This is a genomic window from Rhizobium sp. WCS2018Hpa-16 (assembly GCF_031843705.1).
GTDB lineage: Bacteria > Pseudomonadota > Alphaproteobacteria > Rhizobiales > Rhizobiaceae > Agrobacterium > Agrobacterium tumefaciens_C.
The window spans coordinates 33,394-60,007 of record NZ_JAVTIX010000013.1; the positions used below are offsets into that span (position 1 = coordinate 33,394).

Here is a 26,614-nt window from a genome sequence, read left to right on the forward strand (position 1 = left end):
CCTCACATGTTTTGAAATGGGCGGCCGGGCTTCGAACCATCGCTCGAAGCCCGGATTTTAACTCACTGTTTTTGCGCATGTCGTGACGGCGAAATCGCTGCACACTTTTGCGCGACATGCTTTAGTTACCGAGAATACCCGGCAGACGCAGTCCCTTCTCCTTTGCGCAATCAAGCGCGATGTCATAGCCCGCATCGGCGTGACGCATGACGCCAGTGGCGGGATCGTTCCAGAGAACTCGGTCGAGACGGCGCGCTGCATCGTCTGTGCCATCGGCGCAGATGACGACGCCCGAATGCTGGGAGAAGCCCATACCGACACCGCCGCCATGGTGCAAAGAAACCCATGTTGCACCGGATGCGGTGTTCAGCAGCGCGTTGAGTAGCGGCCAATCCGAGACAGCATCCGAACCGTCCTTCATCGCTTCCGTTTCGCGGTTCGGCGAGGCGACGGAGCCTGAATCGAGATGGTCACGACCGATGACGACCGGAGCGGAGAGTTCGCCGCTTCTGACCATTTCGTTGAAGGCCAGACCCAGGCGGTGACGATCGCCGAGACCAACCCAGCAAATGCGCGCAGGAAGGCCCTGGAAGGCGATGCGTTCAGCTGCCATATCCAGCCAGTTGTGAAGGTGCTTGTTACCCGGTGTCAGTTCCTTGACCTTAGCATCCGTCTTGCGGATGTCTTCCGGATCGCCAGACAGGGCCGCCCAGCGGAACGGACCAATGCCACGGCAAAACAGCGGGCGGATATAGGCAGGCACGAAGCCCGGAAATGCGAAGGCGTTTTCCAGACCCTCTTCCTTGGCGACCTGACGGATGTTGTTGCCGTAGTCGAAGGTCGGAATGCCCATATCCTGAAAGGCGATCATGGCCTCGACATGTTCGCGCATCGAGGTGCGTGCGGCCTTTTCGACGGCCTTCGGATCACTTACGCGCTTCTCCTTCCACTGCGCCATCGTCCAGCCCTTCGGCAGATAGCCGTTGATTGGGTCGTGCGCGGAAGTCTGGTCAGTGACCATATCAGGGCGAATGCCACGGCGAACCATTTCGGGTAGAATTTCTGCGGCGTTGCCGAGCAGACCAACGGACTTGGCTTCACCAGCCTTGGTCCAGCGGTCAATCATTGCCAGCGCTTCATCGAGCGTTTCGGCCTTTTCGTCGATGTAGCGGGTACGCAGACGGAAATCGATCGAGTCCGGGTTGCACTCGATGGCAAGGCACGAGGCACCAGCCATGACGGCTGCGAGTGGCTGTGCGCCACCCATTCCGCCGAGGCCACCGGTCACGACCCACTTGCCCTTGAGGTCGCCATTATAATGTTGGCGGCCCGCTTCTACAAAGGTTTCATAAGTGCCCTGCACAATGCCCTGGCTGCCGATATAGATCCAGGATCCCGCGGTCATCTGGCCATACATTGCCAGACCCTTCTTATCCAGTTCATTGAAATGGTCCCAGGTCGCCCAGTGCGGCACGAGGTTGGAATTGGCGATCAGCACGCGCGGCGCATCCTTATGGGTGCGGAACACGCCCACAGGTTTGCCGGACTGTACCATCAAGGTTTCGTCCTCGTTGAGGTCGCGCAGCGTTTCGACGATCTTGTCGAAATCCGCCCAAGTGCGGGCCGCACGACCGATGCCGCCGTAAACCACCAGCTCATGTGGGTTTTCTGCAACCTCTGGATCGAGATTGTTCATCAGCATGCGAAGCGGCGCTTCGGTCATCCAGGATTTTGCGGTTAGTTCAGTGCCGCGAGCGGCTCTGACGTCGCGGATATTGTGACGAGGATTGGTCATTTTGTTCCCCTTTTGGTGTGTGCCAATGTCAGCGCTGCGGTTTCGATGCGCGTGAGAATGTCTTTGAGGTGAATGCGAAGTTTGTTCGCTTTGCTTTTGTCATAGGCGAAAGGCGTCGTCTCGGTGATCAGATGGGTGGCTTGCGCCAGTTCCATCTGGATTGCGTGGATGCCGGTTTCCGGCTGGCCGTAATGCCGCGTTGTCCAGCCTCCCTTGAAGCGACCGTTGAGAATGCTGCTATAGCCCTGTGCATTCGAAACGACATCGACGGTTGCAGCCTGAAGTGTCTGATCGCAGGTCTTGCCCATATTGGTTCCAACGTTGAAATCGGGCAATGTGCCTTCGAACAGAAACGGAATGCCAGACCGGATCGAATGGCAGTCATAGAGCACGGCTATGCCGTGGATTGCCTTGACCCGCTCGATTTCGGAAGCAAGGGCAGCGTGGTAAGGCGCATGGAAATCCGCCAACCGGTCTGCAACATCCTCTTCACCCGGCTCCTCGCCATCCTTCCAGATTGGACGGCCATCGAAATCCGTACCAGGAACAAGCCCGGTCGTGTTCTGACCGGGATAAAGACTGTTCCCGGCCGGGTCACGATTGGCATCGATGACATAGCGATGGAATGTGGCGCGCACCGTCGTCACATCCGGCAACAGGCCATCGTAGAGATGGTGGATATGCCAGTCGGTGTCGGCGAGAACCCGTCCGTTGTCGTTCAGCCGCTCCCAAATCGCGGGCGGAACATCCGTACCGGTGTGGGGAAAGCCAAGAATAACGGGGGAGCTACCCTGTCTGACTTCAAACGCGCTCACCTCACGCCTCCAGAACCGGAAGAATACCGCCGGAAACCGCAGCGTTGAGCGCACCGGTCGCAACAAGCTCGCTTGCTGCCTTGAGGTCTGTTGCCATGTAGCGGTCGACGTCCAGTGTCGGAACAACCTTGCGAATTGCCGCGATGGCATTGGTCAGTTCCGGGCTTGTGGCGAGGGGGCTGCGGAAATCGATACCCTGGGCGGCAGTCAGCGCCTCGATGCCGATGATTGCAAACAGGTTGTCGGTCATCTGCAACAGGCGACGCGCGCCGTGGCAGGCCATGGAAACGTGGTCTTCCTGGTTTGCCGAGGTCGGAGTGGAGTCAACCGAGGCCGGATGCGACATCTGCTTGTTTTCAGACATCAGCGCTGCCGATGTCACTTCGGCAATCATCAGGCCGGAGTTGAGGCCGGGTGTTTTGGCAAGGAATGCCGGCAGGCCATAGGAGAGTGCCGGATCGACCAGCAACGCGATGCGCCGCTGGGCAATGGCACCGATTTCGCAGATGGCAAGCGCGATCTGGTCTGCCGCAAAAGCCACAGGCTCGGCATGGAAGTTGCCGCCGGAGACCACCGAGTTATCGGGCAGAACCAGCGGATTGTCTGTCACCGCATTGGCTTCGATTTCGAGTGTGCGGGCAACAGAGCGCAGGAGATCAAGGCATGCGCCATCAACCTGTGGCTGGCAGCGGATGCAATAGGGGTCCTGAACCCGCTCGTCGCCTTCGATATGGCTATCGCGGATAACCGATCCTTTGAGCAGATCGCGTAGGGCCGATGCCGCATCGATCTGACCCTTGTGGCCGCGCAGGGTGTGAATATCGGGGTGGAACGGCGCCGAAGAACCCATGGCGGCGTCCGTGGAAAGCGCACCAGTAACCAGCGCCGATTGTGCAGCACGATGAGCGCGGAACAAGCCAGCCAATGCGAGAGCTGTAGAGACCTGCGTGCCGTTGATCAGCGCAAGACCTTCCTTGGCTGCCAGCACGACAGGCCTCAGGCCAGCGCGTTCAAGTGCTGTGCTTCCGTCAAGCTGTTCCCCGTTGAAGAATGCTTCCCCTTCGCCCATCATGACCGCTGCCATATGAGCCAGTGGAGCGAGGTCGCCGGAAGCGCCGACGGAACCCTTTTCCGGTATAACCGGAATGACGCCCTTTTCGAGCATGCTTTCAATCAGCCGGACGAGTTCAAGACGTGTGCCAGATGCGCCACGACCGAGCGAAACAAGCTTCAGCGCCATGATCAGACGAACGATGTTCTCGGCAAGCGGCTGGCCCACGCCACAGCAGTGCGAGAGAACAAGGTTACGCTGCAGGATAGACACATCGGCGGCGTCGATCTTGATGCTCGCCAGTTTGCCGAAGCCCGTATTGATGCCATAGACGGGCGCGTTTCCGGCGGCGATCTCGGCGATGCGGGCCGCCGCCTTTTCGATGCCCTTGTCGAACGCGGGGTCAAGCCGTGCCGGTTCTCCGGTCCAGTAAATGGTCTCAAGGGTCGAAAGCGGGACAGAGCCCGGCTGAAGAATTAGTGTCATTTTTGACGTCCTCACCAATACACGGGATTTAGACCGTGTGCCTCAAATTCAGTGTCCGTTGCGTATGCGACCATGCAGCGGGTTAAAGCCCATGCGGTAGACGAGTTCTGCCGGCCGCCCGATATTCCAGATGGCGAAATCGGCCCATTTTCCGGTCTCCAGCGTCCCAACTTCGTCAACAAGACCCAATGCGCGCGCCGCCTCCCGCGTCACGCCGGCAATACATTCAGTCACCGTCATGCCGAACAGTGTCGCTGCCATGTTCATGGTCAGGAGCAGCGAGGTCAGCGGCGAGGTGCCAGGATTGTTGTCGGTGGCGATTGCCATGGCAACGCCCGCCTTGCGGAACAGATCAATCGGCGGCTTCTTCGTCTCGCGAATGAAGTAGAAAGCGCCAGGCAGAATGACGGCGACTGTGCCGCTCTTCACCATTGCCTCTGCGCCCGCCTCATCTGTGTATTCCAGATGATCCGCCGACAGCGCACCATATTCTGCAGCAAGCGCTGCGCCATGCAGATTGGAAAGCTGGTCAGCATGCAGCTTCACCGGCAGACCGTGGACCTTTGCGGCGTCGAACACCAGCCGCATCTCATCGGTCGAAAAAGCTATGCCTTCACAGAAACCATCAACCGCATCGGCAAGGCCCTCTGCCGCAATGGCGGGCATCATCTCGTTGATGACTTTTGCGATATAACCTGCCTTGTTATCCTTGAACTCCGGCGGCAAAGCGTGCGCACCGAGGAAGGTCGTGCGAACCCCAACGTTGCGCTCTTCACTCAATCGCCGTGCGGCGCGCAGGGCCTTTGCTTCGTCCTCAAGGTTCAGGCCATAGCCGGATTTGACTTCTATAGTGGTCACACCCTCAGCGATCAGCGCGTCCACCCTTGGCAGCGCCTGCGCAACCAGTTCGTCCTCGCTGGCTTGGCGCAGTGAGCGGACGGAGGAAACGATACCACCTCCGGCGCGGGCCACCTCTTCATAGGTGGCGCCGGAAAGGCGCATTTCAAACTCGTTGGCACGATCGCCCGCATGGACGAGATGCGTATGGCAATCGATCAGGCCGGGCGTGATCCAGCGTCCGCCGCAATCGATGATTTCTGCCGCATGATCAATGGGGAAAGGCAGATTTTCTTCAGCGCCGACATAAAGAATGCGACCATCCTGAACGGCAATGACACCGTTTTCAACGAGGCCAAGCCCCGGCAATACAGGGTTCAGCGTTGCAAGTCGGGCATTGCGCCACAGGCGATCACAGGCTTTTGACGGCTGACTGTCCGGTGTCGATTTTATGGAAGACATCGCTTTCTGGCCTTTCCTTTTCGTGCTATTATGTATAGACATAAAGAAAATGAGCGCAAGTGTTTTTTTAAAAGAAGCAGTCAGGAAGGGATGAGGCCATGACCAGCATTCATGTGAAATCGGCTCTGACGCCAGCAGGATGGCAGAAGAATGTGCGGCTAGATATCAAGGCTGGCCGCATCGTTTCCGTCGAGACGGGCGCTGCGGTGCAGCCGGGTGACGAGCACCATGATATCCTCGTGCCGGGTATGCCGAACCTGCACAGCCACGCATTCCAGCGCGGCATGGCAGGTCTTGCCGAAACCCGCGGTCCCGGTGCCGACAGCTTCTGGAGCTGGCGCAATGTGATGTACCGTTTTGCGCTATCGATGACGCCGGATCATGCCGAAGCTGTTGCCAGCCAGCTCTATATGGAAATGCTGGAAGCAGGTTTTTCGCGCGTCGGCGAATTCCATTATCTGCACCACGATATCGATGGCCGCCCTTACTCGGACATTTCTGAAATGGCGCAGCGGATCGCGGCGGCAGCGTCCCATACGGGGATCGGCCTGACGCTGCTTCCGGTTTTCTATGCCCATTCGACTTTCGGCGGCGCGGCACCCAATGAAGGCCAGCGGCGGTTTATCAACACTGTTAAGAGTTTCGAGCGGCTGCTCGATGGTTGCCATTCTGCAGTAAGGGCGTTGCCTGATGGTCGTGTCGGAGTTGCTCCGCATAGTCTGCGCGCGGTCACACCGGAGGAGCTTGCTGCGGTCGTTGCCATGACGAAAGACGGGCCGATCCATATTCATGTGGCCGAGCAGGTCAAGGAAGTTGAGGATTGCATCGCTTGGTCCGGCGCACGGCCGGTTGAGTGGTTGCTCGACAATGCCGGGCTGGATGGTCGCTGGTGCCTGATCCATGCGACCCACATGACCGATGACGAAACGCGGCGCATGGCTGAAAGCAAGGCGATTGCCGGTCTCTGCCCGATCACCGAAGCCAATCTTGGCGATGGCATCTTTAACGCGGTGGTATTTTGCGAAGCCGGTGGAAAATTCGGTATCGGCTCGGACTCAAACGTCCTGATCGGCCTGCCGGACGAGTTGCGCCAGCTTGAATATTCGCAGCGCCTGGCGCGTCGCTCCCGCAACGTTTTGGCAGCGCCCGGCCAATCGACTGGTCGTGCCTTGTTTGACGGGGCAATTGACGGCGGCGGCGGCGCCATGGCTGCCAAAATCGGGATCGCCGTTGGCCATCCGGCCGATTTAGTCAGCTTGCTAATGCCGGATGGCGATGTCACTGAGGATGCGGTTCTCGATTCCTGGCTCTTCGCAAACGGCACGAAGCCCGACAGCGTTTGGGTCGCGGGGCGCAAGCAGGTCGAAAACGGTCGCCACCACGACCGTGAGGCGATATCGGAAAGATTTCGGAGAGTAATGCGAGAGCTTCTTTCTTGAGAGCGTCTGGTTGACGGCCTTCGTTTTCCGGCATGCGCTGCGGATAAGTTTCTGCTAGGACCACACAAGACCCATTTGAGGTGATACAGTGGTAAAATTGCAGGATACAGACAGTGCTGTCGCGGTGCCGCTCGAAAGTACAGGCGACGTGTCGCTGCATCAGCGTATTCTCGGCGATATCGAAGATCGGATTTTGTCCGGCGAGTGGCAGCCCGGGTTTCGTATTCCCTTCGAGGTCGATTTGGCCGAGCAATATAAATGCTCGCGAATGACCGTAAACAAGGCATTGACGCAGCTTGCAAAGAACGGGCTGATCGAGCGCCGCCGTAAGTCGGGCAGCTATGTTCTGCAGCCGCAGGCGCAATCCGCGGTGCTTGAGATCCGGGATATCAAGCTGGAGGTTCAGTCACTCAGCCTTGCCTATAGTTACCAGCTGTCAAGCAAGAGCCGCCGTCGCAGCACCACAGATGACAAGCTAAAGCTTAGTCTTCCTGCGATTGCTTCCATTCTCGAAGTGAATTGCATGCATTTCGGCGGCACACGGCCATTTTGCTTTGAGCAGCGGTTGATCAATCTGATGGTTGTCCCGGATGCGGCGGCGGAAAAATTCGAGGTGGAGGCACCAGGTCCGTGGCTTTTGAAACGCGTGCCCTGGAGTGCCGCTGAGCATACGATCCGAGCGATTGCTGCCGACGAGACGATTGCAGCAGCTCTGGCCATCTCAATTGGGGCGCCGTGTTTGATGGTCGAGCGGCGGACATGGAGCAATGGTTCCTATGTCACCCATGTCCGTCTCATCTACCCAGGCGAACGACATGCCATGATTGCGAATTTCATGCCATCGCAGCCGAAATGACCGAATTTGGCATAGAAATCCGATCCGAAAGGAAGTTTATGCAAAAATGCCCACTCTCGCGGACGGCGGACAACGTATTCGAGTTGTTGTCGAGACTAATCAGAAAAAGTGGCGGCTCAAGCGACAGTGACAGGACAGCAGTCATCGTGACACCAACTGGTATATGGCTTCGGTTTACAGTAGAAATTACCGCGACACCGGCCGCAAACTGTGAGGCGAACTTCCGTAGATCTATCGCATCGCCTCCATACAGAAGCTAGCTGAGGGAAATGTCTACCGGTTCAAGTGACAGTTTTCTACAATAGCGACGATGCCACAACGACATTGGAATCGGGGCAATTCCTATCTTGTGTCCCGTACTGCGACGGAGTTGAGAGTCTGAGAAACCTAGCTTGAAACTGAATACGCCTTTTTGCCAAGAGCCCCTCGGCCTTGACCGAGGAGACGTCGTCATGCGCCAGCCGGCAGCTATCAGGCAGAAACCTCACCAAGCCAATTTTCGACACTACGGGGCGTGAGGCCAAGAAGCCTCTGGGCGCTTGTTTCTTCGCGGATCAGATTTTCTTCAAGCCTTGAGAGGGCTTGGTAAAACTCCACGACACTGGCTGCGGCCGGCCCGAACATCGGTTCGAGCAATTCTCCGAACTCTTTCGGCGTCTGCGCTTTAAAGTGCACAGGCCGACTGAAACCTGCTGAGAACCCGTCAGCCAACGCAGAACCATTCATTCCGGGAAGATGCCCGACCCCGACGGTCCCGGTCACCGTATGGTCACCTAGCAACTTTTGCACAACCTCAGCAGTGTCCAAATGCGAGCTCCAGGATACGAATAAATCCGCCGGTACCGGATACAAAAGTACGCCGTCCTGCTTCACACGGTCTACTACCATGGGCAAAAGCAGATTTTCCAAATAGAGACGCGGTGCCACAATAGCATGGGATATGTTGATGTCGGTGACGCCACGCACAAGTAAGCCGAGTGCACTGTCTTCGGGTACCTGAACAGACGATCCAGGACGATCGATAACACCGCCGCTCGTTGAAATCACCACGCGCTTGGGCTTTGCTACCTTGAGCGCGGCCAAGAAGTTACGTGCATACTCGATCCGTAGCGGTTCGGGAGCTAATGGGAGATGAAAGAAGATCCCATCCGCATCTGTGTAGGCAGCCACCAATGAATTGAGTGAACTGTTGTCGAGCGTGATGTAGGGCTTGCCGCTTGACATGGTCGAATTTCGAACAGCTGCCAGAGCTGGTTTCCCACTGGATAGAAGCAGGTCAAAAAGCGGGCCGCCTTGGGCTCCCGTTGCGCCGTGAATAATAAAGGACATATTTACTCCATTGCGGTTGAATAGAGCCGACATTGGTGCAATAGCTGCATCAGTTACGTCAAATGCACTAATGGAAGTTTGTTGGATGGTTACAAAAAAACCTCCAGGTTGCGGGGTCGAGCGGTTTTTGCTGCTCCTCGATGGTCCCTGGGCGACCTTGATCGTTCGTGAACTTCTGGGTGGATCGCGTCGTTTTACGGAATTGCGCAATGCGCTGCCTGGGATCAGTGCACATACGCTGACCCATCGCTTGCGGCGCTTTGAAGAGCACGGTCTAGTAACGCGACAGGCATATGCAGAAACTCCTCCCCGTGTGGTTTACCAACTCACTCAACTGGGAATGTCGTTGCATGACATCCTCTATGCTATGAAGGACTGGGGAGAGGCGCTTCCTAATGAAGTCCTGAAAGTCAGTTCATCTTACTCGTCAAACAAAAGTGAAGAGCGCCTATAGGGCGCGGTAGCCGCTCGATCCGGCCCCGGACGGGGAACCGTCGATTGATAGTCGCTGGTCGGGACGTATGGCTAGAAGAAGGCCAACTCGGTAAACGTGGTTTGTTACCCAGCAGATGAATCTCGATTATCGAAACCGCTAATGCCGTTATCGCCGCCCTCACGAGTAGATTCCGACAGTGAAAATCTCATCCGCTTTTAAAAACCTAGCGGTATAATTTCGTCGCCGCTCAAAGGCGCGCAGTATCATATTTCTCGGCTCTGATTCACTCTAGGCGCGAAACCGTTGACGGTATTCTCCTGGTGTTAAACCGACAATCCGGAAGAAGATCTTGCGAAACGCACCAGGGTCTGAATAGCCGACCTCCCAGGCAATGCGTTCGACCGGCAAAAGCCCGAACTGCAATAGTTCCTGCGCCTTAGCAACCCTTATGCGTTGAGCGTAGTTCGTCGCAGTCATGCCTGTGGCTTTTTGAAAACGACGAATGAAGGTTCGCTCTTCAAGACCTGCCTGTTTGCCAACTCTGCAACTTTGGCTTCTTTTCCGCCGTTGCTCTGAAGAAAATGCTGCGCCTTGACGATAGCTGCGTCCCCGTGTGTCAGACGAGGTGCAAATCCACTGTAATAGCGTTGCTCACGTCCAGGGGGATCGACGAGCAGCATACGAGCGGTATGCGCCATCACCGCGGGACCGAGAAAGCGCTCCACCACCTTCAAACCGAGGTCGGTCCAAGCCATCAACCCGCCCACGGAGATGATATCGCCGCCGTCGATCATCAATTGATCTGTGTCTAGTAAAATCTCTGGAAAGCGACTGCGGAAGGCATCGACGGAAGCCCAATGGGTTGTCACCGCACGGCCCGCGATTAAGCCGGTTTCCGCCAGAAGAAATGCACCTGCGCAGACCGAAGCCAGTATGGACCCCTCACTGTGACGCTCGCGCAACCAGTTGGCTACCGGCGCGGCGGCCTGCTTGCAAATCGGTGGGGCCAGTGAGGGTGGAAGGACCAGTATATCACACGGGACTGCGTCGTCTCCGACCTTAACGGGATCGCTGTCGAAAGTGACAATCGGCTCCGCGTCCTGATCAAACATCAGATGGCGCAACCGCAACCGCGTCGCTGATTGTTCTATGCCATCTGCTATTCGCCCAGCTACCGTGAAGAGATCCGATAAACCCAGTACTGCCGAGAGCTGTGCGCCGGGATAAACAACTATTCCGATCTGAACATTCTTCATTTGGCGATACTGCCCCCGATTATGTCAATTACGCCAATAGCACACACCATCGCGCATGTTGATATTAAGCGTAAGGACTGCCCCATTTGTGAAAGGAAAGTTTATGTCCAAACGCGTAATATTGGTCGTTGACCTGCAGAATGAATATTGGCCTACCGGAAATTTACCCTTGCGGGGGATCGAAGCCGCTGCTGCGAACGCCGCTCGCGTCTTGGCCGACGCCCGTGGCAAGGGTGATCTCATCGTCAACATTCGCCACGAAATGCTCGACGGTCCGCTGTTCGTCCCCAACAGCGCAGGGGCACAGATCAATGATATAGTGCGCCCGGCCCCTGGAGAGCCGGTCATCACCAAGAACTTTCCAAACTCTTTTCGGGATACCGGGTTGCAAGAGCGACTTAGAGATAAGGATGTTGAAGAAGTCGCTGTCGTGGGTGCAATGAGCCACATGTGCGTTGATGCGACTGTGCGTGCCGCCAACGACCTGGGCTATAAGACCACGACTATCCACGACGCCTGCGCCACGCTCGATCTCGGTTTCGAGGGTGTTACAGCACCGGCAAAACAGGTCCATGCGACGGTCATGGCAGCTTTGGCTTTTGGCTATGGCGAGGTGATTTCCACTGACGTCTTTCTCGCTCGTTGATATGCTACTACGGAGAATATAATCATGACCACACGCAGAGAACTATTCGCACTGTCAGGTGCCGCCTTCGTTGCCAGCGCCCTTCCTGCGAGAGCACAGGACGTCGTCGCGGGGCAAGAGAGCGCCAAATCACCCAGATCCGCAATGCTACGCTACACATCGTCTATGGCGACGTTCGCTTCCTTGTCGATCCGATGCTTTCCGACCGTCATTCATGGCCCGGATTTGCGGGCTCGGTCAACAGCACCGAGCGTAATCCCCTCGTTCATCTTCCTTTAACGAAGGACGAGATCATCAAAGTGGATGCGGTAATTGTCACTCATCTGCACGAGGATCATTGGGACGAAGAAGCACGCAAGACCCTACCCAAATCGCTGCCCATCTTTTCGCAGAATGCGGCGGATGCCCAAATTATCCGCGGTCAAGGTTTTACCGACGTCCGCGTGCTCTCGGCGACATCGAGTTTCAAAGGCGTGCAGCTGATCAAAACAAACGGTCGCCACGGAACAGAGGCGCACTATGCTAAATTCGGTAATCTGCTAGGTGAGGCATGTGGCGTGGTTTTCAAAAAAGCGGGAGCCAAAACCATCTACCTTGCTGGCGACACGATCTGGCAAAAGGACGTTGAAGCTGCTCTAACCAGCTACGCACCAGATGTGGCGATTTTGAATAGCGGGTATGCTATGTCATCCGGAGTTGAGGGCGGAATTATCATGGGAACAGAAGATGTACTATCTGTTCACAAAGCGGCACCCAACACGCTGCTGATTTGCAGCCATATGGAAGCGGTCAACCACTGCACTGTCAACCGGGCTGATCTGCGCAGATTTGCGCTCGCTCATGGCTTCGATGGAAAACTTCGAACTCCTGGTGACGGCGAAACGGTGGTCATCTAAATCGAAACTAGTCGGCGTCCCATCGCGTGCGCCCCTAGAAATCCATCGGCCAGCTGATATCTTTATCACTGGCCGATGGAAAGAGATGACCTACCCAGCAAGTTCCACGATGTGTTGAAGCAGCTCCTATTGATACGAAGATACCTTGAGAAATCTTGGTAATTTTCAGGTCAACCAATACGTCGGGCCCTAACTCGGATCCTGGTCGGTTGGCGCGAGCCCGTAAACAACCTGGGGCTCCGCGACGCCTTTCAGTTGGAAAGTCCCGAGCGGTTCAAGCGAGACGTTGCAGTGCTCGGCAAAGCTCGACGATATCAACATCTGCCGCTCAAGCCTTTCACAGAGCGATTCAAGCCTTGCGGCCTCGTTGACAACACGACCGATCACGGTGAAATCCAGTCGCTGCGCAGCGCCGATGTTACCGTAAAAGACTTCGCCTAGGTGAAGTACGAAATCGACCTTGATTTCAGGATCCCGGCTATTAGCGCGTGTTTTGTTCAGGGCATCGGTGCCCAATATTGCACTTTGCGCGGCGGCAAGCGCTTTGCTACAGGCGAGAAACGCAGACGCGTGCTCTTGGCCGACTGGGAAGATTGATAAAACACTGTCACCCATCAACTTCATGATCTCACCACCATGATGTTCAATAGACGATCCAATCACCTCGAAGTGCTCGTTTAGCCACCGAACGACATTGTCCGGCGGAAAACGCTCGTTGAGACCGGTAAAGTCTTTGAGGTCAGCAAGAAGGATTGCAGCGTAGATCGATTGGCCATGGCCGCGCCGGATTTCGCCACCGAGAATACGGGTACTTGTGCGTGACCCCACGTAGAAACGCAGCACGTCCGAGGCCATGCGCGACACTACCATACGATGCACGGCAAGACCTAGGGCGGGAAGGATGCGGTCAAACTGACCCAACTGATCATTGTTGAATCCGCCCATATCACGGGTGGCGCAAGACACGGCCATCCCAAGAAGAACCGCCTCTCGGCGGAAGCGCACGATACGGAGCACAAAGTCCGTCAACCCCTCGCGCGATAGTAACTGAAGTTGCGGAAATGCTTTGGTTGCTTCGCCGTTTTGAAGGTCCCAACGACCAGCCTCGCGCTTATCTGCTAGAAGGTAATTGATCGGGGAACTCTCAAAGGCGAGGTCCTGGACGGCGCCATAAGCCATTGTTTCTGTCTTGATCCCCTCCTCATACCGCCAGATCACCTTCGCGACTTGGTGAAGCGGATGCAGTGAAGGCGCACTGATTTCAAGGTAATGGACAGGCATGCCTGCCTCGACCAGACGCAAAGCCAGTCCATCTGCAAAAACAGCTGGATCGTCGCATAAAGTTCCTTCCGCGAGGATCCAGTTGATCAAATTGTCAATATTCGTCACTGCTCCGCCCGATCTGACAGGCATCGTGTAGCACGTGTCCGTCGCCGCTAAAAGACTAACCGGCGACGAGCTAAATCGTCGCCCGATCGATATGGCAACCAGACATCGTCCTGAGTCATCTGTCGAAGATAGAAGCAATAACGACTTCGCACGGGTCTTATACAAGAAAAATCTGTTGTTTCGCTATAACTGCGACAAAAACGTGAAAGCTTCGATACGGAAAACAATGGATCGGTTCAAATGGCAAGTTTAATGCAAGCTGACAGATCTCAAATTTTTAGAAAAGCGTGGGAGTGACCGGTCGAATTGTCTTTCCTGCTTAAAATGAACTTTGCTACATCGCGCGGTGCCCAAGCACACTTGTAAGGCCGCCTTGATGTGAGCGTCATAGAAGTCGCAAATGGACGCGATACGAACCGCCACGCTTGTCTGATCTCCCGACAGGCTTTTAGGCTAACCCTTGCCATTCAACCTCTCATAATGGTGCAACAGATGTCGAGGACTGCATAAGGGACATCCCATTGACTCAAGAGCATCTGAAAGCCGTCGACTGGATGCTGGCGAACCGACGCCATCTCGGAGGCAGTCAATCCTCCCGACTTGTTCAGGACTTTCAGAGGTGTTTATACCTTCCCGACGTCGTGAGCAGCCCACCCAACGCCAGAACTTGGATGGTGCGGTCGTCTGGTTTAATCGAACGACCGAGATGTAACATAGAAGCGGTTACGGCGATGGATGGAGGAATGTATCATCTCCCGTCTTAAGACGGCTCACTTCGACCAAAAGAGGCGCACTATCGGTCATAAAGGCTGTGATCACCTCAACGACATGCCTGGCAGATGCCAAAGGGACGCTCTCTCCCAATCCCGCGTCTTGGAATATCAATGCCCGCGAGAGTCGCAAGCTTCCCTTCCCTCACTTTACCCAGAATCGACGCGGTTCTCCATCGTGATCGTGGCTGCGGATGGGCTATGCAGATCCTCGAAGACTTGATCCCATGCCTTCGACCAAATCACGAGTCGGTACATTGGATCAGAATTGGCCACTGCGGTGTCGGAGGAAATGAGACCCCCCGTTGGGTCAGTTCTTCGCTTCGCTTGACATCACGGAATCCTTAAAGCGATCCCGCGTTTAACGGACATACTCCAGGCGAACTGACACTGATTGACGCTTTTTATCTGGGTGCTCGGCAAGCGGTTTGCGGAGCCGAAAGAAATAATCGACCGCGAGAATAAACTATCCATCGCGCTCCAAGGCAGAGCTTCTAGCCTTCAGCCGTGGCAGTGTTCTTGTCTGACCCGTGCCGTGTCACGGTTGTGGCTTTGATGGGCCGGCGGACAAACGCTTTGCCTTCGCTCGGTACAGGAGGTACAGGTTTGCCCAACGCCTACTTAGGTGGTTGTTCGTGAGGCTGTAATCTCCTGTCCATCATCTGTTCATGAAGCAGCCATGCCTGCTTCAGTAAGGACATCCATATTCCTGTTGTCGCTCACATCGAGCAATCAAACAGGAGATACATATGCGCTGGATAGCCAAGGCAACTGCCGTGACCGGAACTGCTCTGCTCATGACGGCCGGTGGCGTGAACGCCGTCGAGATTCACAACGGAACAATCACCGAGGCTGAAGTCATCAAGACCCAGGAAGCCTGGGGCGAGGCTCTAGTTGCGATTTCACGCGAATATGAAGAAAAGGGTGTAAAATCGGCGCAGGAAACGGCCGGGAAGGTGATCGATGCGGCCTACGGCTACCAGCTTGGGCCGGTGCTCTTCAAGCCGACGCTGACGCAGGAGCCACAGACGTTCCGTACCGATCGTGAAGGCGCCCTTGCGTATTTCGTCGGCCAAAACCCCAAATACCCTACCGATACGGGCTTTGCGCTGAAGGGATGGCGTGAAGTCGACGTCAAGAATGCTGCCATTCTTCTGGATGGCGAATACGCGACGACCCTGGGCAAGGTATCCTTCACCGACAAGGACGGTAAGGTGACGACCGTCGACAAGTCGTGGACGTTCAAGAAGGATGATGAGGGAACGATCCGTATCGTTCAGCATCACTCCTCACTGCCTTACGCCGTCAAGTAATATCAGCCTGAAGCAGGAAGCGACTACCGATCTGATTCAAGACGGTAGCCGATGCCCCGAACAGTTGTGATGCAGGATCGACCCTCCGACGAGCGATCGATCTTTGCACGCAACCGACGCACATAGACATCGACGACATTGGTCAGCGGGTCCTCGCCAGCGCCCCAGATATTCGACAAAATCCGTTCCCGGCTGAGAACGCGTCCTGGTGCCGACAAGAAGAGCTCAAGGAGTGCAAGTTCCTTTGCGGTCAACGAAATTTCGTCGCCCTCCACGGTAACCCGCATAGACTCCCGGTCCAGCTCCAGCAGTCCGACGGACAAAGTCTTTGGCCCAAGCGGGCGCAGATCGATTGGTCGGCGCATGAGCGCTTCTATCCGTGCCAGCAGTTCTTCGAACGAAAACGGCTTGACCAGATAGTCGTCGGCGCCCATGCGCAATCCCGAGATGCGATCATTCACCGAACCAAGTGCGGTCAACATCAAGATCGGTGCCAATATTCCGCTGGCGCGGAGTGTCTGGCAAACATCGGAACCGTTGATGATCGGCAGCATGAGATCGAGGAGAATGGCACCGTTCGCGCCTGTGGAGCGCCATTCCTGCCATAACTCGTGAGCGCGTTCGATACCCGTCGGGCCATCGCGTGCGACGGTGACGCCGTAGCCCTCCGCGCGTAATCCGCGCTCCAGGAAATCTGCCACTCTCGGATCGTCTTCTATGATGAGGATGTTCACTTCGTCGTCTCCGCGATTGTTTCAGACACGGCACCGTTTATGACCAATGGCAGCCGAAGCATGGCCGTCGTCCCCTCCTCACTATCGCTGGAAAGGGTAATCGTCCCCTCATGTGCCGATACTAGATGTCTGGCGATGGACAATCCGAGACCCATGCCTTCCGGGCGATGACGCCTTGCATTGTTGCCGCGGAAGTTTCGGTCGAAAACGTGGTCGATGGCGTCAGGCTCGATGCCAATCCCATGGTCGCGAACGATCAATTCCCAGGTGTCTCCGATAACGCTGGACGCCACTTCGACGTGACCATCGTGAGGTGAATAGCGGATGGCATTATCCAACAGGATAGCGATGACCTGCCTCAAACGAAACGCGTCGCCGGCCACAATCGTCTCTGCATCCTCGATATCCGTTGTGATCGTGACACTGCGCTGATTGGCCAAGGCGGCAGCACTCAACAGCGCTTCCTCAAGCGGACCTGCAATATCGATCGGCTCCCTGTTCAGCGCCAATGTCTCGTCTTCCCCACGCGACATCATCAGGAGATCATCGATCAGGCTTCCCATCTGGCTCGCCGCCTGGCCGATGCGCGCGAGCGATCCGCGATAGTCGTCATCCTCCTTTTGCCCGCGCAACGCAATCTCCGCTTCACCGCGGATTGCTGTCGTCGGCGTGCGCAATTCGTGGCTGATATCGGCCAGCAAACTGCGCCGGCGACCTTCAGACGCACGCAATCGCGACAAGGCGTTCTCAAGGGCACACGTTCGCTCTCTGACCTGTTGCTCGAGCACGGTGCGGTGGTTGGCTTCTTCATTTCGTCTTAGCAAAAGCTCGGACGCCATTCGGTTGATGCTGGCAGCAAATCGGCCGAATTCGTCCGTGGTCGTCACGGGGATACGATGTTCGAGCCGACCGGCTTCATAAGCCCTTGCCCCTTCCGACATTTGCTGGAGCGGGCGACGGATGGCATTGGCGATGGCATAAGCCAATCCCATGCCAATGACGGCGATGATGAACGTCAAGACCGCAAGGACGCGATTGAGCTGCAGGAGAGCGGCATCCGCATTGGCGCGCGTGATGTTGAGTTGCGACCGTTCCTTGGCGATAGTGTCGTTGAGGACTTCGCGAAGATCCCGCCCGGCCCCCTGATCGAAAACTTTCTCGATGGAGGCCCAGGCCGTTCGCACATCATCTGCTCCCGTATGGGACCTGATATCTTCGATGGCAGGCTTCAGTGCAATCACACTGCCGGAGATCAACTGCAAGGCTTCATCGCGCGCGTCGTCGTCATCCGCGGGTGCACCGGCCAGATGATCCATCGCCCGCGTTAGCTGGCTGATACGCTGAAGCTGTTCGATGGTCGCAGCCATATGATTGCGCAGAATTTCGCCGTCGCTTGGCGCATGATCTGCGCCAATCAGCGCCCGCAAAGACCACGCGCGCAGCCGCTGTTTGGTTGCCGACAGCTCCAGCAGACCGGAAAGAATATCTCCCGCATATCGTCCGCGAACGACCTGCTGTTCTGCCTCTGTGGCGATGTGTCTGTTAAGAAGACCTTGGGACACGATAAGGATAGCCAGAACTGCAAAAGCCGAGACCAGTCTTATCGTGAAGTCAAACCGCCTCATCCTCACTCTCCATTAGGAAAACCGGTCCATATCGAAGCGCCGTTCTGATCTCATTCCAGAATTTACGCAAGCTGAACTGTGCGGTTTTTCTTTGATGCGAAGTCTCACATCCGCCGCGACGCAGACGGAACCGCGATGGCTTTAAGCTGCAATAAAGCCGCTAGTCATGGCCACCTTTCTGGCCAAGTAGTGGGAGGTTGCTGGAGGCATGCTATGTTGCTGCCCCCATATCTCTCGCGAGCAAATCATCCAGGATACCGTTGAGTTGCCCTAGTGGTGTACCGGTCGCGGGAAGTTGGTGGACGTTAGTTCCATCGGTATAGAGTAGTGTGGGGTATGACGAAACCCGCAGTCTCCGGCTAAAGGCGAAGTCCGCTTTAGCCTGGGCTTGTGCTGTTCCATCTGCAAGGGACTGCAGTACCTTTTCCGCATCCAGACCGTTTGCGGACGCTATCGCGGCGACGGTGCTCGGGTCGGATAGACTGAGGCCACGGATATAAAAGGCTTCCTGCAATTGCTTGGTCCAATCGACGGCGCGATCGGGAGCCTGTGCCCGCAGGGCGGCCATGGCTGCTCCGGCAGCACCCGAATCCATTTCGAAGCTGCCTTGCTCAACAATCTCCAGAAACTTCGAGCCAAATTCAGCGCCGGTCAGACCGGTAATCCTTTCATTGGCTTCCGCAACGTGGGTCAAATGCGAAATTGGGACAATCCTGCTCCCGGTGAACAATCCTCCAGAGATTGCTGTAAAATTCACACGATCCCGGTTTGCTTGTTCGAACTCGCTCATGCGCTGGGAAAAGCCCCAACACCAGCCGCAATAGGCGTCGAAAACGTAGATGACGGATTTCTCTTTAGAAGGGTACATGTCTGGTTCCGTTAAGTCTGTGTTGAGATTGGCGCGAGCCAGCTGCAAACGATGCCGAGGACACGTTTGCAGTTGGCTCGCGGACTACTGCCGACTCTCGCTGCACGTTGGCATTCGCCAAGCTCGTCCCGCAACGCTGGTGACCGAGCTTCAGAGGGCAACGGATCAAACTGACGTTCGAACAAGGTCGGGCTTGAACTGGCTTGGCATCATGGGCGATGTTATGCCCGTTAATTTTCCTCGAAAGTTTAACTTTCGGGAAAATGAGTGCACGATTGACACTGGTTACGTCAAATGCACTAAAGGAATAAAAGTGGTGAAACATCAGCATTGGTGAGCCTGTTGATGGCCGATCTGGGCGCGTCTTGCTACATTTCCCACCAGAGACATAAGACCCCGAGGAAATCGCTTCTTCGGCTGGTAGCGATAAGGCTCCAGCGCCGTTGCGAGCACTGGTGTGCTTCGAGAAACACCGGCTTGTTAGGATCCTTGTGCCGCTCCTCCGACCAATTTCCAGTTCAAGTTTCTGAACTCTATCAGTGGGCGCAAGCGGTGCTACAACCACGACGAAGGAACAGGTGCGTGCCGCCTCCATTAAGATGGAGCTATTATCTTCACCGTGGCTGATACCCTGAAAGTCGTAGCCCTAACAACATGTCCAAGGTGCAGATCATCTTTACGTTGCTAGAGCTCTTTTTCTTCATCGGCACCAAGCGGTTCGCCAGCCTTGATCGAGGCTAGATATGCGTCGACCGTCTCCTGTGACGATGCAACCACGTAGCCTTCGGAGCTCGGCGAAGAAAGGAAAGTCGGGTGACCCAGGTACCATTCGTCCGAGAAGCAACCGTAGCCGTGCTTTCCACCTGTCGCAGCAATTCGTACTAACGGCACAGTTCGCCCCGGCCATCAACGAATCTCGACACGATGTGCAGCGTTTCAAATCCGCCAAGTCGACGTCGCTGGCTGACGGCTGTCCCTCCAGTGCAGCAATCAATGGTTCTCCGAAAGAAGAGCCGGAGGACAACCCGCCACGACCGGCCACGAAACCGCCAGCACCGGTGATCACGGCAAGAATTGAGTCTGCGAGCGGCATCATCCACGGTTCGGCCAAAGGGTGAATCTCACGGACGCGCGATGAAACGACATTGCGTGTTCCGCTCCGGGCCGTGCGGCGCACGGAGGCTACCAACGCATCGGGCACCTGTTCGTCAATCAACGGCTTCATCGCGCCCGCGACGGCCAACCGTGTATTTAGAAAGACAGCAAGTCGTTCCGCGAGTGCCTCGTCGGTCTCAAGCGCTGCCTCCACCGGGATACTTGTTGCGTCGTTCGCCATCAGCGAAGGCCATCAAAGTCGCGTCGTCAAAAATGTTTCATATTCATGCCACGCCGCCTTTCGTGTGGGACAAACGTTTTTCACCAAGATTTATTCCCGACAGTTCCGCGAGATTCTTGCGCGCACGGGCCAGCCGGCTCATGACTGGCCGATAGGAATGGAAAGAACATCAGCCGCGTCGCGGCAGCTCAACTCCTCGACGCAGACTAACACCAGCACATTGCATTGCTCGTCTGGAAGTTTCTGGCGGGCTGTGGCAAGCTCTATCAACTCCATTCGTGCGTGCGTGGCAGCCTCCCCGGAAGGGACCTAATCATTTAGGGCTTTTTCAATTTCATCTTGGGGGCCAGCGGTGCGAAGCACCCCCTGAATTTAAGGTATTCCCGTTTCGCTGTAATGGTGTAACAAGTGGGTCTCACATAGACGTCGACCGGCTGGTTCCGGACTGGGATCGCCATTTCATTAGAATCGAGAGCCCGTATGGACCAAACGTTTTTCTTTGCCGACTGGCTTGGAAAGCCACTATGGATGTGGTTCTCGTTCATTGGCTTGGTGATGGCGATCCTGGCTTTTGATCTTGGAATTCTGCACAAGGATAACAGGGAGATAGAAATATCCGAAAGTATCAAGCTTTCGTCTTTCTATATCATTCTCGGGCTGGGATTTGGACTTTGGGTTTGGTGGTATCTGGGCTCCGAAGCTGGTCTGGCTTACATGACCGGGTTTGTTGTCGAGAAAACCCTTGCGCTCGACAACGTGTTTATCATCGCGCTGATTTTCGCGTTTTTCTCGGTTCCGAGGCTTTACCAGCACCGCGTTCTGTTTTGGGGAATTCTCGGCGTTATCGTCCTGAGAGCGATTATGATCGGTCTTGGGGCAACCCTTGTCGCCCAGTACTCATGGATCCTCTATTTCTTTGCTCTGTTTCTGGTGGTGACCGGCATAAAGATGCTTGTGCTAAAAGAAGCAGAGCCGGATGTTTCGAAAAACGTACTGGTCCGCTTCATGCGAAGCCGTTTTAACGTCACCGACCAGCATCACGGCGAACGCTTTTTCGTGAAGCAGCAGCATCCTGAAACCGGCAAACTCGTCTGGTTCATGACGCCGCTTTTCATGGCGCTCATCATGGTCGAGGTTGCTGATCTCGTTTTTGCAGTTGATTCGGTTCCAGCAATCTTTGCAATTACGACAGATCCGTTTATTGTCTATACCTCCAATATCTTCGCCATACTCGGACTCCGCGCTTTGTATTTTGCTCTGGCAGCCATGATACACCGGTTCCGCTACCTCAAACCCGCCTTGGCAATTGTCTTGATCTTTATCGGCTCGAAGATTTTCATCGCCGATCTGCTGGGGCTGGAAAAATTCCCTGCGGCAATTTCCCTTGCGGTCACTTTCGCGATTATCGCTTCGGGTGTGGTTTGGAGCCTCGTCAAAACGCGTCAAGATGTGACCCCAAAGGAAAGTGATAAGGGTTTTCACTGACGATCTCAGTTACTCAGCTTCCCGGTCAGCCGGGCTTCACCTAATGGCCAAGGCGGGATTTTAGCATTCCAAAGGAGCTTTTCTTGACTGATAACGACACTGGAGACCGACTACCATCCTCTGGTGTGGCGTCCGCTGCACTTTTGTCGATCGCCGAGCTTGCGCGCGCGCGCGGAGGCTTGTCGCTTGGGGAAGTCATGGCAACGATGGGTCCTGCCGGGATGGCGTTTGCAATCCTGATCCTAGCCCTTCCAGCTCTGACCCCGGTACCTGGCCCGATAGGAATTATCTTCGGAACAGCGTTGGCAGTGGTTGCCGCTCAAATCGCGATTGGTAGGAGTACTGTATGGCTTCCCCGGTTCCTGAAGGATCGCAGGCTCTCTGCAAAGGTTCTTGAGCTCATCGTTCGGCATACCGCGCCTCATGTCTCTCGGGTAGAGCGTTTGGTGCGCGCAGACCGGTTGAAGGTCCTGACAGGCCCGTTCGCGCAGATGTTGATCGGTCTTCCGATTTTGATGATGGCAGTCGCGATCGCCCTGCCAATTCCACTTGGCAATTTCCTGCCAGTCATATCGCTCGTCGTCCTCTCGATCGGCCTCATGGAAAAGGACGGGCTAATTACTTTGGTTGGTGTCATTCTGAGTGTCATTGCAGCCGCGGTGACGGGCTTCCTGATCTACGGAGCAGCATCCGTCCTGAGCAGCGCCGCGGTTTGAGAAGTTGCCCTTGCTAGTGCCAAGACCAATGGGGCGTGAATGAACCCGTAAAAGAATTCGCTGAGCGGCCTTAACGAACCCTTGGAGGGACCAGCGGCGACCTATTCCACAGCGGCGGGGAAGTTCTCATGAATGCCTCGGCCGCATTGGGATCCGTGGCATGATGTCGTGGGCGAGCGGAAAGCTTACGATGGCAATAGCCCTACTCTCGCGACGCGGGGTCTCCTCGCTCACCAAGATGCCGGACTCTTGTCAAATCCATTCTGCCAGTTGACACAGACACCAACGAACAACTCCATCCAGATCCGGGATCGGTGCGCGCTCGAACGCTTGAGCCAAGACCGTTCGCTGTTCGTCGTTTATGAAAGAAGGATTGCCCCCATCCTTGTCGTTGAACAGTCCGTCGGGAGCACGACCAATGAAGCGATCGACCCAATCGCGCACGAACTGAGTGGGCGCTGCCAAGCCGGGCACCATCGGCGCGTGAGCCGCCATCACAGTCGATGCCAGCGCTAGAAGCCGCCGTGCCTGATTGGCGTTGCGTGTCTGGCGAGCCATACGCCGTAACCCGACCGTGGTGAAATCGCTGACCCATCGGTATCCTCCTGTTTTGAGCTAATGACTCAGATTCGTCGGATGATGGAATGCCCCAGGAGTCATGGTCACTGAAGGTTGGTAAAGTGGGGCTTCTCTCATATGAGTGATTTTAGTCGGAGGTACCGAAACCTTTACGGAGAGACCCCCTAGCAAAGCCGACAATAGACCGCTTTTGCTCACCCGGGTAGCTGAACTAATACGCACCGAGACCAGATTTTCATCGCACCGGGGTGGTTTTCCGTCTCGTGCACTCAACCCCTAACCCATCTCGAACCACGAGCCGGGCTGTAGCGTTTCCGGTGAACACGGGAACATCCGATATTGAGAATGGCCCTGCCGGAACTTCCTGAGAAAGGCGGCGCGCATTGTCGACGTAGATATCGACCGTCGACGCAACGGCCGCGGTTCCGGAAAGCTCTGGAAGCGGCATTGTGACCAGGTCTGGACGTAAACCAAAATTGCGTTGGATCTGCACTCCTGCGAGCCGAACCGGCCTCGTCCAGTTCAGTCCGCCAGTGATGGTGTCGCCGATACGGTAGCTCATCATGTTGTCCGGATTATTATAAGACCAGGCTGTATCCAGCCTAGCCGCCGTGTAGAGCTCGTTTGGTGAAAGACTGCCGATCTGCGACGATGTAACAAGACCCAGTGGAGAGAAGAGCCGGCCCTCAAACGAGCCGGAGACCCCACTAAAAGCCCAAGGGTCACGGAACTCCTGAAACTCCGACGATGCGTAAACGGAAAAGTTGATCAGCCCGCCCGTATTGCTGACCGCAGCGCTCGGGTTTTCCTTCTCCGCTTGTGCACCGGATCTGATTTTGTGAGCAGCTAGAGACGTCAGTGCGGCTGTAAAGGCAATTGTCTGGTTCGCTTCGTCATATTCGAACGAGACTCCTGGGAGTTTTGAAACATCAATCCATCCATCGCCGACGAGCGCATCATCTGCGGGCGATAAGCCGCAGTTGCGTAGTTGTTCAGGCTCAATTGTCAGCCGTCCATTCGTCCAAAACAATGTCCCACAACAGGGAAAGGCACTGTGGGGTAGCTTAATCGCTCGGCCCTCAAAGACCCCCGCGCGTTGCAACGACCACCGCACGTGCAAAGCATACTTCAACACAGAAAAGGCCGCATCGCTGCGGCCCTTTGCATTTACTTTTATGTCCCAACCAACCGATGACCAAGCACCCTAAAGCGCCGACCTGTTGGTCCCAATTCACGTGAAAGCTTAAAACTCTTCCCACGACTCCTTTGCAACTGCGGCAGACGATGCGGCGCCGCCGAAGGCGCTGGCGATCTTGCGGCCGAGGGCGCGCGCTGGTGATGCTGCGGGTCTTGAGTGGTTGGACGCAACCTTTGGTGCCGGGGCAGCTGGAACACTACGGCTTGCGCCTTCGCTGTTTCCAACGTTGAAGCGTGCCAGCAACTGGTTGAGAGATGCGGCTTCCTTCGCAAGGCTGTGGCTGGCCGCTGTCGATTGCTCGACCATGGCAGCATTCTGCTGCGTGCCCTGATCCATCGTGTTGACGGCCGTGTTGATTTCCTGAAGTCCAACAGACTGTTCACGCGAGGATTCAACAATCGCGGTGATGTGGCGGTTGATTTCCTGCACTTCTGTGACAATCACCTCAAGCGCACGACCGGTTTCGCCAACAAGGTTGACGCCAGAGCGGACATGCTCGCCGGATGTGGTGATCAGCGCCTTGATTTCCTTGGCTGCCTTGGCAGAACGCTGGGCGAGTTCACGCACTTCCTGCGCAACAACGGCAAAGCCCTTGCCTGCTTCACCCGCACGCGCGGCTTCGACACCGGCGTTTAGGGCCAGAAGGTTGGTCTGGAACGCGATCTCATCGATAACGCTGATGATGTTGGTGATCTCACCGGAGGAGCGTTCGATCTCATTCATGGCGGTTACGGCCTGACGAACGACCTCGCCGGACTTTTCAGCGCCCTGACGGGCCTTTGAAACGAGGTGGCCGACTTCTTCTGCACGGTTGCTGCTGTCTTTCACCGTCGTGGTGATTTCTTCCAGCGCGGCAGCTGTTTGTTCAACAGAGGCTGCCTGCTGCTCGGTGCGCTTGGAAAGATCATCAGCGGCGGAGCGGATTTCGTTTGCACCGGCGTCAATTCCACGAGCGTTCTGTCCAACAGCACGCAACGCGTCGTTCAGATTGCCGACGGAGCTGTTGAAGTTGGCGCGAAGTGTATCGAGATGCGCAGCGAATGGTGTCTCGATGCGATAGGCAACATCGCCGTCCGCCAGACGGTTGAGTGCCTTGGCCAGATTATCGACAGCAAACTGCGTTTCTTCAGCATCCTTGGCCTTCTGCGCTTCATTGGCTGCACGTTCTTTTTCAGACATGCTGCGGTTTGCTGCTGCTTCGGTTTCAAGGCGAATGGTTTCAAGCGCATTGGTGCGGAACACTGCAACAGCCTGGGCCATTTGTCCGACTTCGTCTTTGCGATCCTGCCCATCAACCGGCGCATCTGTTTGGCCATTGGCCAGCGTTATCATGCGCTTGGACAAGCTCGAAATCGGCGTGGTAATGCCCTTGGCAGCAACCACGAGCGAAGCAATGATGCCAAGCGCGAATGTGAGACCGACAATCGTCAGCGACCAAAAGATCGTAGAGTTCGTCTGATCGGACAGTGCGTCACTTTTCAATGTGACACTAGCCATGACTTTGTCTAACAATTTGGCCGCATCTGCTGTCAGCGGCCCGGTCAACTCATCGGCTTCCGCCATTGCTACTTTGGCAGCATCATCCTGATCATTTGAACCCAGCTTGACAGCCTCATCGGTCAATGCGATCACGTCTTTCGCCTTGGAAGCAATGGCGTCAATCGTCGGCTTTTCATGAGGAAGAAGTTTAGCAGCGGCTTCCAACCGTTCGAAGAGCTTGGCCTTGGCATCCGCGTAAAGAGCGACCCCTGCCTTCATGCCAGGAGTGTCACGGCCGTAGACCAGTATCTGATGTGCGGCATAGGCCGTAGCAACAAGATTTCTGTTCGCGCGCGCAATCGCCGTAGTGCCCGCGGTATCGTTCGAAATGAATTCCGAGTAGCTGTTATCTGCGTTCTTGTAGCTGTTTGATATTATAGCGGTCGCGCCTAACCCAACCAGACACAAAGGGAGCACGAGAGCGAGTATTTTGGTACGGATGCTCGCATTTTTAAGAAATGACATGTTGCCTCAGATCACGGTTGGTTGCCAAGACGAGGAGGCCGCAAGGATGCACTTAAGGGTGCTACCGGCGGCACTGCTGAGAAATCGGCTGATGATGACGCATGACAACCCTGCGCTCGCAATCATCGCGGCTCGGTAATTTTGTCAGGCCAAATAATAGTAACCAGACATTTAAATATCGCTAATTAGATTTATTTAATGAAGGCGGCTTTTATTTCGGAGTGAAGACAATAGCACTTGGTCATATCTATTGCCCAGGCAGCGCTTTAAAAACCTCCGTTTTCGCGAAATAC

Annotated in this window: 21 protein-coding genes and 1 pseudogene; 8 read left to right on the forward strand and 14 right to left on the reverse strand. The window is 55.7% G+C overall.

What is annotated here, in order from left to right:
- Window positions 1-121 precede the first annotated feature (121 nt).
- From hutU to hutI, 4 genes are read right to left on the reverse strand one after another with little or no spacing between them, the layout of a single operon-like run.
- Complete coding sequence (gene hutU / locus RQI55_RS23275; protein WP_243258621.1) at window positions 122-1,795, reverse strand: urocanate hydratase; 1,674 nt, start codon at window positions 1,793-1,795, stop codon at window positions 122-124.
- The gene (gene hutG / locus RQI55_RS23280; protein WP_311273635.1) at window positions 1,792-2,610 is read right to left on the reverse strand and encodes an N-formylglutamate deformylase; all 819 of its coding nucleotides are present in this window, start codon (window positions 2,608-2,610) and stop codon (window positions 1,792-1,794) included. Before hutG ends, hutU begins: the two co-directional genes overlap by 4 nt.
- Window position 2,611: 1 nt before the next feature.
- A complete protein-coding gene (gene hutH, locus RQI55_RS23285; RefSeq protein WP_311273636.1) occupies window positions 2,612-4,147 on the reverse strand; it encodes a histidine ammonia-lyase in 1,536 nt (511 codons plus the stop codon).
- 48 nt (window positions 4,148-4,195) lie between these two features.
- Entirely contained in the window at window positions 4,196-5,446 is a 1,251-nt protein-coding gene (hutI, locus tag RQI55_RS23290) for an imidazolonepropionase (protein ID WP_311273637.1), read from the reverse strand.
- Between the two features lie 98 nt (window positions 5,447-5,544).
- On the opposite strand from hutI, the gene RQI55_RS23295 reads away from it, so the two are divergent.
- Together RQI55_RS23295 and hutC are read left to right on the forward strand one after the other, a co-directional pair.
- Window positions 5,545-6,885, forward strand: a complete 1,341-nt coding sequence (locus tag RQI55_RS23295; RefSeq protein WP_311273638.1) for a formimidoylglutamate deiminase — start codon at window positions 5,545-5,547, stop codon at window positions 6,883-6,885.
- Between the two features lie 97 nt (window positions 6,886-6,982).
- On the forward strand, window positions 6,983-7,741 hold the full coding sequence (gene hutC, locus RQI55_RS23300; RefSeq protein ID WP_311273660.1) for a histidine utilization repressor: 759 nt from the start codon (window positions 6,983-6,985) through the stop codon (window positions 7,739-7,741).
- Here hutC and RQI55_RS24300 read toward each other — a convergent pair.
- Both RQI55_RS24300 and RQI55_RS23305 read right to left on the reverse strand, forming a co-directional pair.
- A complete protein-coding gene (locus tag RQI55_RS24300) occupies window positions 7,719-7,994 on the reverse strand; it encodes a flavin reductase family protein (protein ID WP_409233769.1) in 276 nt (91 codons plus the stop codon). The two genes, hutC and RQI55_RS24300, sit on opposite strands and share 23 nt — an antisense overlap.
- A gap of 218 nt (window positions 7,995-8,212) precedes the next feature.
- Window positions 8,213-9,070, reverse strand: coding sequence for an NAD(P)H-binding protein (locus tag RQI55_RS23305; protein WP_311273639.1), 858 nt, complete (start codon window positions 9,068-9,070; stop codon window positions 8,213-8,215).
- A gap of 85 nt (window positions 9,071-9,155) precedes the next feature.
- Here RQI55_RS23305 and RQI55_RS23310 point away from each other — a divergent pair, with 85 nt between their 5' ends.
- A complete protein-coding gene (locus RQI55_RS23310; protein WP_311273640.1) occupies window positions 9,156-9,524 on the forward strand; it encodes a helix-turn-helix domain-containing protein in 369 nt (122 codons plus the stop codon).
- 270 nt (window positions 9,525-9,794) lie between these two features.
- Here the strand turns inward: RQI55_RS23310 and RQI55_RS23315 are convergent.
- A pseudogene (locus RQI55_RS23315) lies at window positions 9,795-10,762 on the reverse strand (GlxA family transcriptional regulator).
- A gap of 103 nt (window positions 10,763-10,865) precedes the next feature.
- On the opposite strand from RQI55_RS23315, the gene RQI55_RS23320 reads away from it, so the two are divergent.
- Entirely contained in the window at window positions 10,866-11,408 is a 543-nt protein-coding gene (locus RQI55_RS23320; protein WP_311273641.1) for a cysteine hydrolase family protein, read from the forward strand.
- Window positions 11,405-12,304, forward strand: a complete 900-nt coding sequence (locus tag RQI55_RS23325) for an MBL fold metallo-hydrolase (RefSeq protein WP_311273642.1) — start codon at window positions 11,405-11,407, stop codon at window positions 12,302-12,304. The genes RQI55_RS23320 and RQI55_RS23325 overlap by 4 nt, the downstream gene beginning before the upstream one ends.
- A 189-nt stretch (window positions 12,305-12,493) precedes the next feature.
- On the opposite strand, the gene RQI55_RS23330 is transcribed toward RQI55_RS23325, so the two are convergent.
- Window positions 12,494-13,693, reverse strand: coding sequence for an adenylate/guanylate cyclase domain-containing protein (locus tag RQI55_RS23330; RefSeq protein ID WP_311273643.1), 1,200 nt, complete (start codon window positions 13,691-13,693; stop codon window positions 12,494-12,496).
- A gap of 1,519 nt (window positions 13,694-15,212) precedes the next feature.
- Here RQI55_RS23330 and RQI55_RS23335 point away from each other — a divergent pair.
- Entirely contained in the window at window positions 15,213-15,776 is a 564-nt protein-coding gene (locus tag RQI55_RS23335) for a hypothetical protein (protein WP_311273644.1), read from the forward strand.
- A gap of 23 nt (window positions 15,777-15,799) precedes the next feature.
- Here the strand turns inward: RQI55_RS23335 and RQI55_RS23340 are convergent, their stop codons facing one another.
- The 3 genes from RQI55_RS23340 to RQI55_RS23350 form a co-directional block, all read right to left on the reverse strand.
- Window positions 15,800-16,510: a response regulator transcription factor gene (locus tag RQI55_RS23340; RefSeq protein ID WP_311273645.1), complete on the reverse strand. Its 711-nt coding sequence runs from the start codon at window positions 16,508-16,510 to the stop codon at window positions 15,800-15,802.
- The gene (locus RQI55_RS23345) at window positions 16,507-18,135 is read right to left on the reverse strand and encodes a HAMP domain-containing sensor histidine kinase (RefSeq protein WP_311273646.1); all 1,629 of its coding nucleotides are present in this window, start codon (window positions 18,133-18,135) and stop codon (window positions 16,507-16,509) included. Before RQI55_RS23345 ends, RQI55_RS23340 begins: the two co-directional genes overlap by 4 nt.
- Window positions 18,136-18,346: 211 nt before the next feature.
- The gene (locus RQI55_RS23350) at window positions 18,347-19,003 is read right to left on the reverse strand and encodes a DsbA family protein (RefSeq protein ID WP_311273647.1); all 657 of its coding nucleotides are present in this window, start codon (window positions 19,001-19,003) and stop codon (window positions 18,347-18,349) included.
- 1,816 nt (window positions 19,004-20,819) lie between these two features.
- Here RQI55_RS23350 and RQI55_RS23355 point away from each other — a divergent pair.
- On the forward strand, window positions 20,820-21,824 hold the full coding sequence (locus RQI55_RS23355) for a TerC family protein (RefSeq protein ID WP_311273648.1): 1,005 nt from the start codon (window positions 20,820-20,822) through the stop codon (window positions 21,822-21,824).
- Between the two features lie 83 nt (window positions 21,825-21,907).
- The gene (locus RQI55_RS23360) at window positions 21,908-22,540 is read left to right on the forward strand and encodes an exopolysaccharide biosynthesis protein (protein ID WP_311273649.1); all 633 of its coding nucleotides are present in this window, start codon (window positions 21,908-21,910) and stop codon (window positions 22,538-22,540) included.
- 252 nt (window positions 22,541-22,792) lie between these two features.
- On the opposite strand, the gene RQI55_RS23365 is transcribed toward RQI55_RS23360, so the two are convergent.
- The 3 genes from RQI55_RS23365 to RQI55_RS23375 form a co-directional block, all read right to left on the reverse strand.
- The gene (locus RQI55_RS23365; protein ID WP_311273650.1) at window positions 22,793-23,098 is read right to left on the reverse strand and encodes a hypothetical protein; all 306 of its coding nucleotides are present in this window, start codon (window positions 23,096-23,098) and stop codon (window positions 22,793-22,795) included.
- 256 nt (window positions 23,099-23,354) lie between these two features.
- Window positions 23,355-24,149, reverse strand: coding sequence for a hypothetical protein (locus tag RQI55_RS23370; protein WP_311273651.1), 795 nt, complete (start codon window positions 24,147-24,149; stop codon window positions 23,355-23,357).
- A gap of 213 nt (window positions 24,150-24,362) precedes the next feature.
- Complete coding sequence (locus RQI55_RS23375; RefSeq protein WP_311273652.1) at window positions 24,363-26,321, reverse strand: methyl-accepting chemotaxis protein; 1,959 nt, start codon at window positions 26,319-26,321, stop codon at window positions 24,363-24,365.
- Window positions 26,322-26,614: the final 293 nt, after the last annotated feature.

Coding starts and splice junctions, on each gene's coding strand:
- RQI55_RS23335 (WP_311273644.1), top strand. CDS start 15,213: ATGCGCTGGATAGCCAAGGCAACTGCCGTGACCGGAACTGCTCTGCTC.
- RQI55_RS23375 (WP_311273652.1), bottom strand. CDS start 26,321: ATGTCATTTCTTAAAAATGCGAGCATCCGTACCAAAATACTCGCTCTC.
- hutH (WP_311273636.1), bottom strand. CDS start 4,147: ATGACACTAATTCTTCAGCCGGGCTCTGTCCCGCTTTCGACCCTTGAG.
- hutU (WP_243258621.1), bottom strand. CDS start 1,795: ATGACCAATCCTCGTCACAATATCCGCGACGTCAGAGCCGCTCGCGGC.
- RQI55_RS23305 (WP_311273639.1), bottom strand. CDS start 9,070: ATGTCCTTTATTATTCACGGCGCAACGGGAGCCCAAGGCGGCCCGCTT.
- RQI55_RS23355 (WP_311273648.1), top strand. CDS start 20,820: ATGGACCAAACGTTTTTCTTTGCCGACTGGCTTGGAAAGCCACTATGG.
- RQI55_RS23350 (WP_311273647.1), bottom strand. CDS start 19,003: ATGTACCCTTCTAAAGAGAAATCCGTCATCTACGTTTTCGACGCCTAT.
- RQI55_RS23310 (WP_311273640.1), top strand. CDS start 9,156: ATGGTTACAAAAAAACCTCCAGGTTGCGGGGTCGAGCGGTTTTTGCTG.
- hutI (WP_311273637.1), bottom strand. CDS start 5,446: ATGTCTTCCATAAAATCGACACCGGACAGTCAGCCGTCAAAAGCCTGT.
- RQI55_RS23320 (WP_311273641.1), top strand. CDS start 10,866: ATGTCCAAACGCGTAATATTGGTCGTTGACCTGCAGAATGAATATTGG.
- RQI55_RS23365 (WP_311273650.1), bottom strand. CDS start 23,098: ATGGCTCGCCAGACACGCAACGCCAATCAGGCACGGCGGCTTCTAGCG.
- RQI55_RS23295 (WP_311273638.1), top strand. CDS start 5,545: ATGACCAGCATTCATGTGAAATCGGCTCTGACGCCAGCAGGATGGCAG.
- RQI55_RS23345 (WP_311273646.1), bottom strand. CDS start 18,135: ATGAGGCGGTTTGACTTCACGATAAGACTGGTCTCGGCTTTTGCAGTT.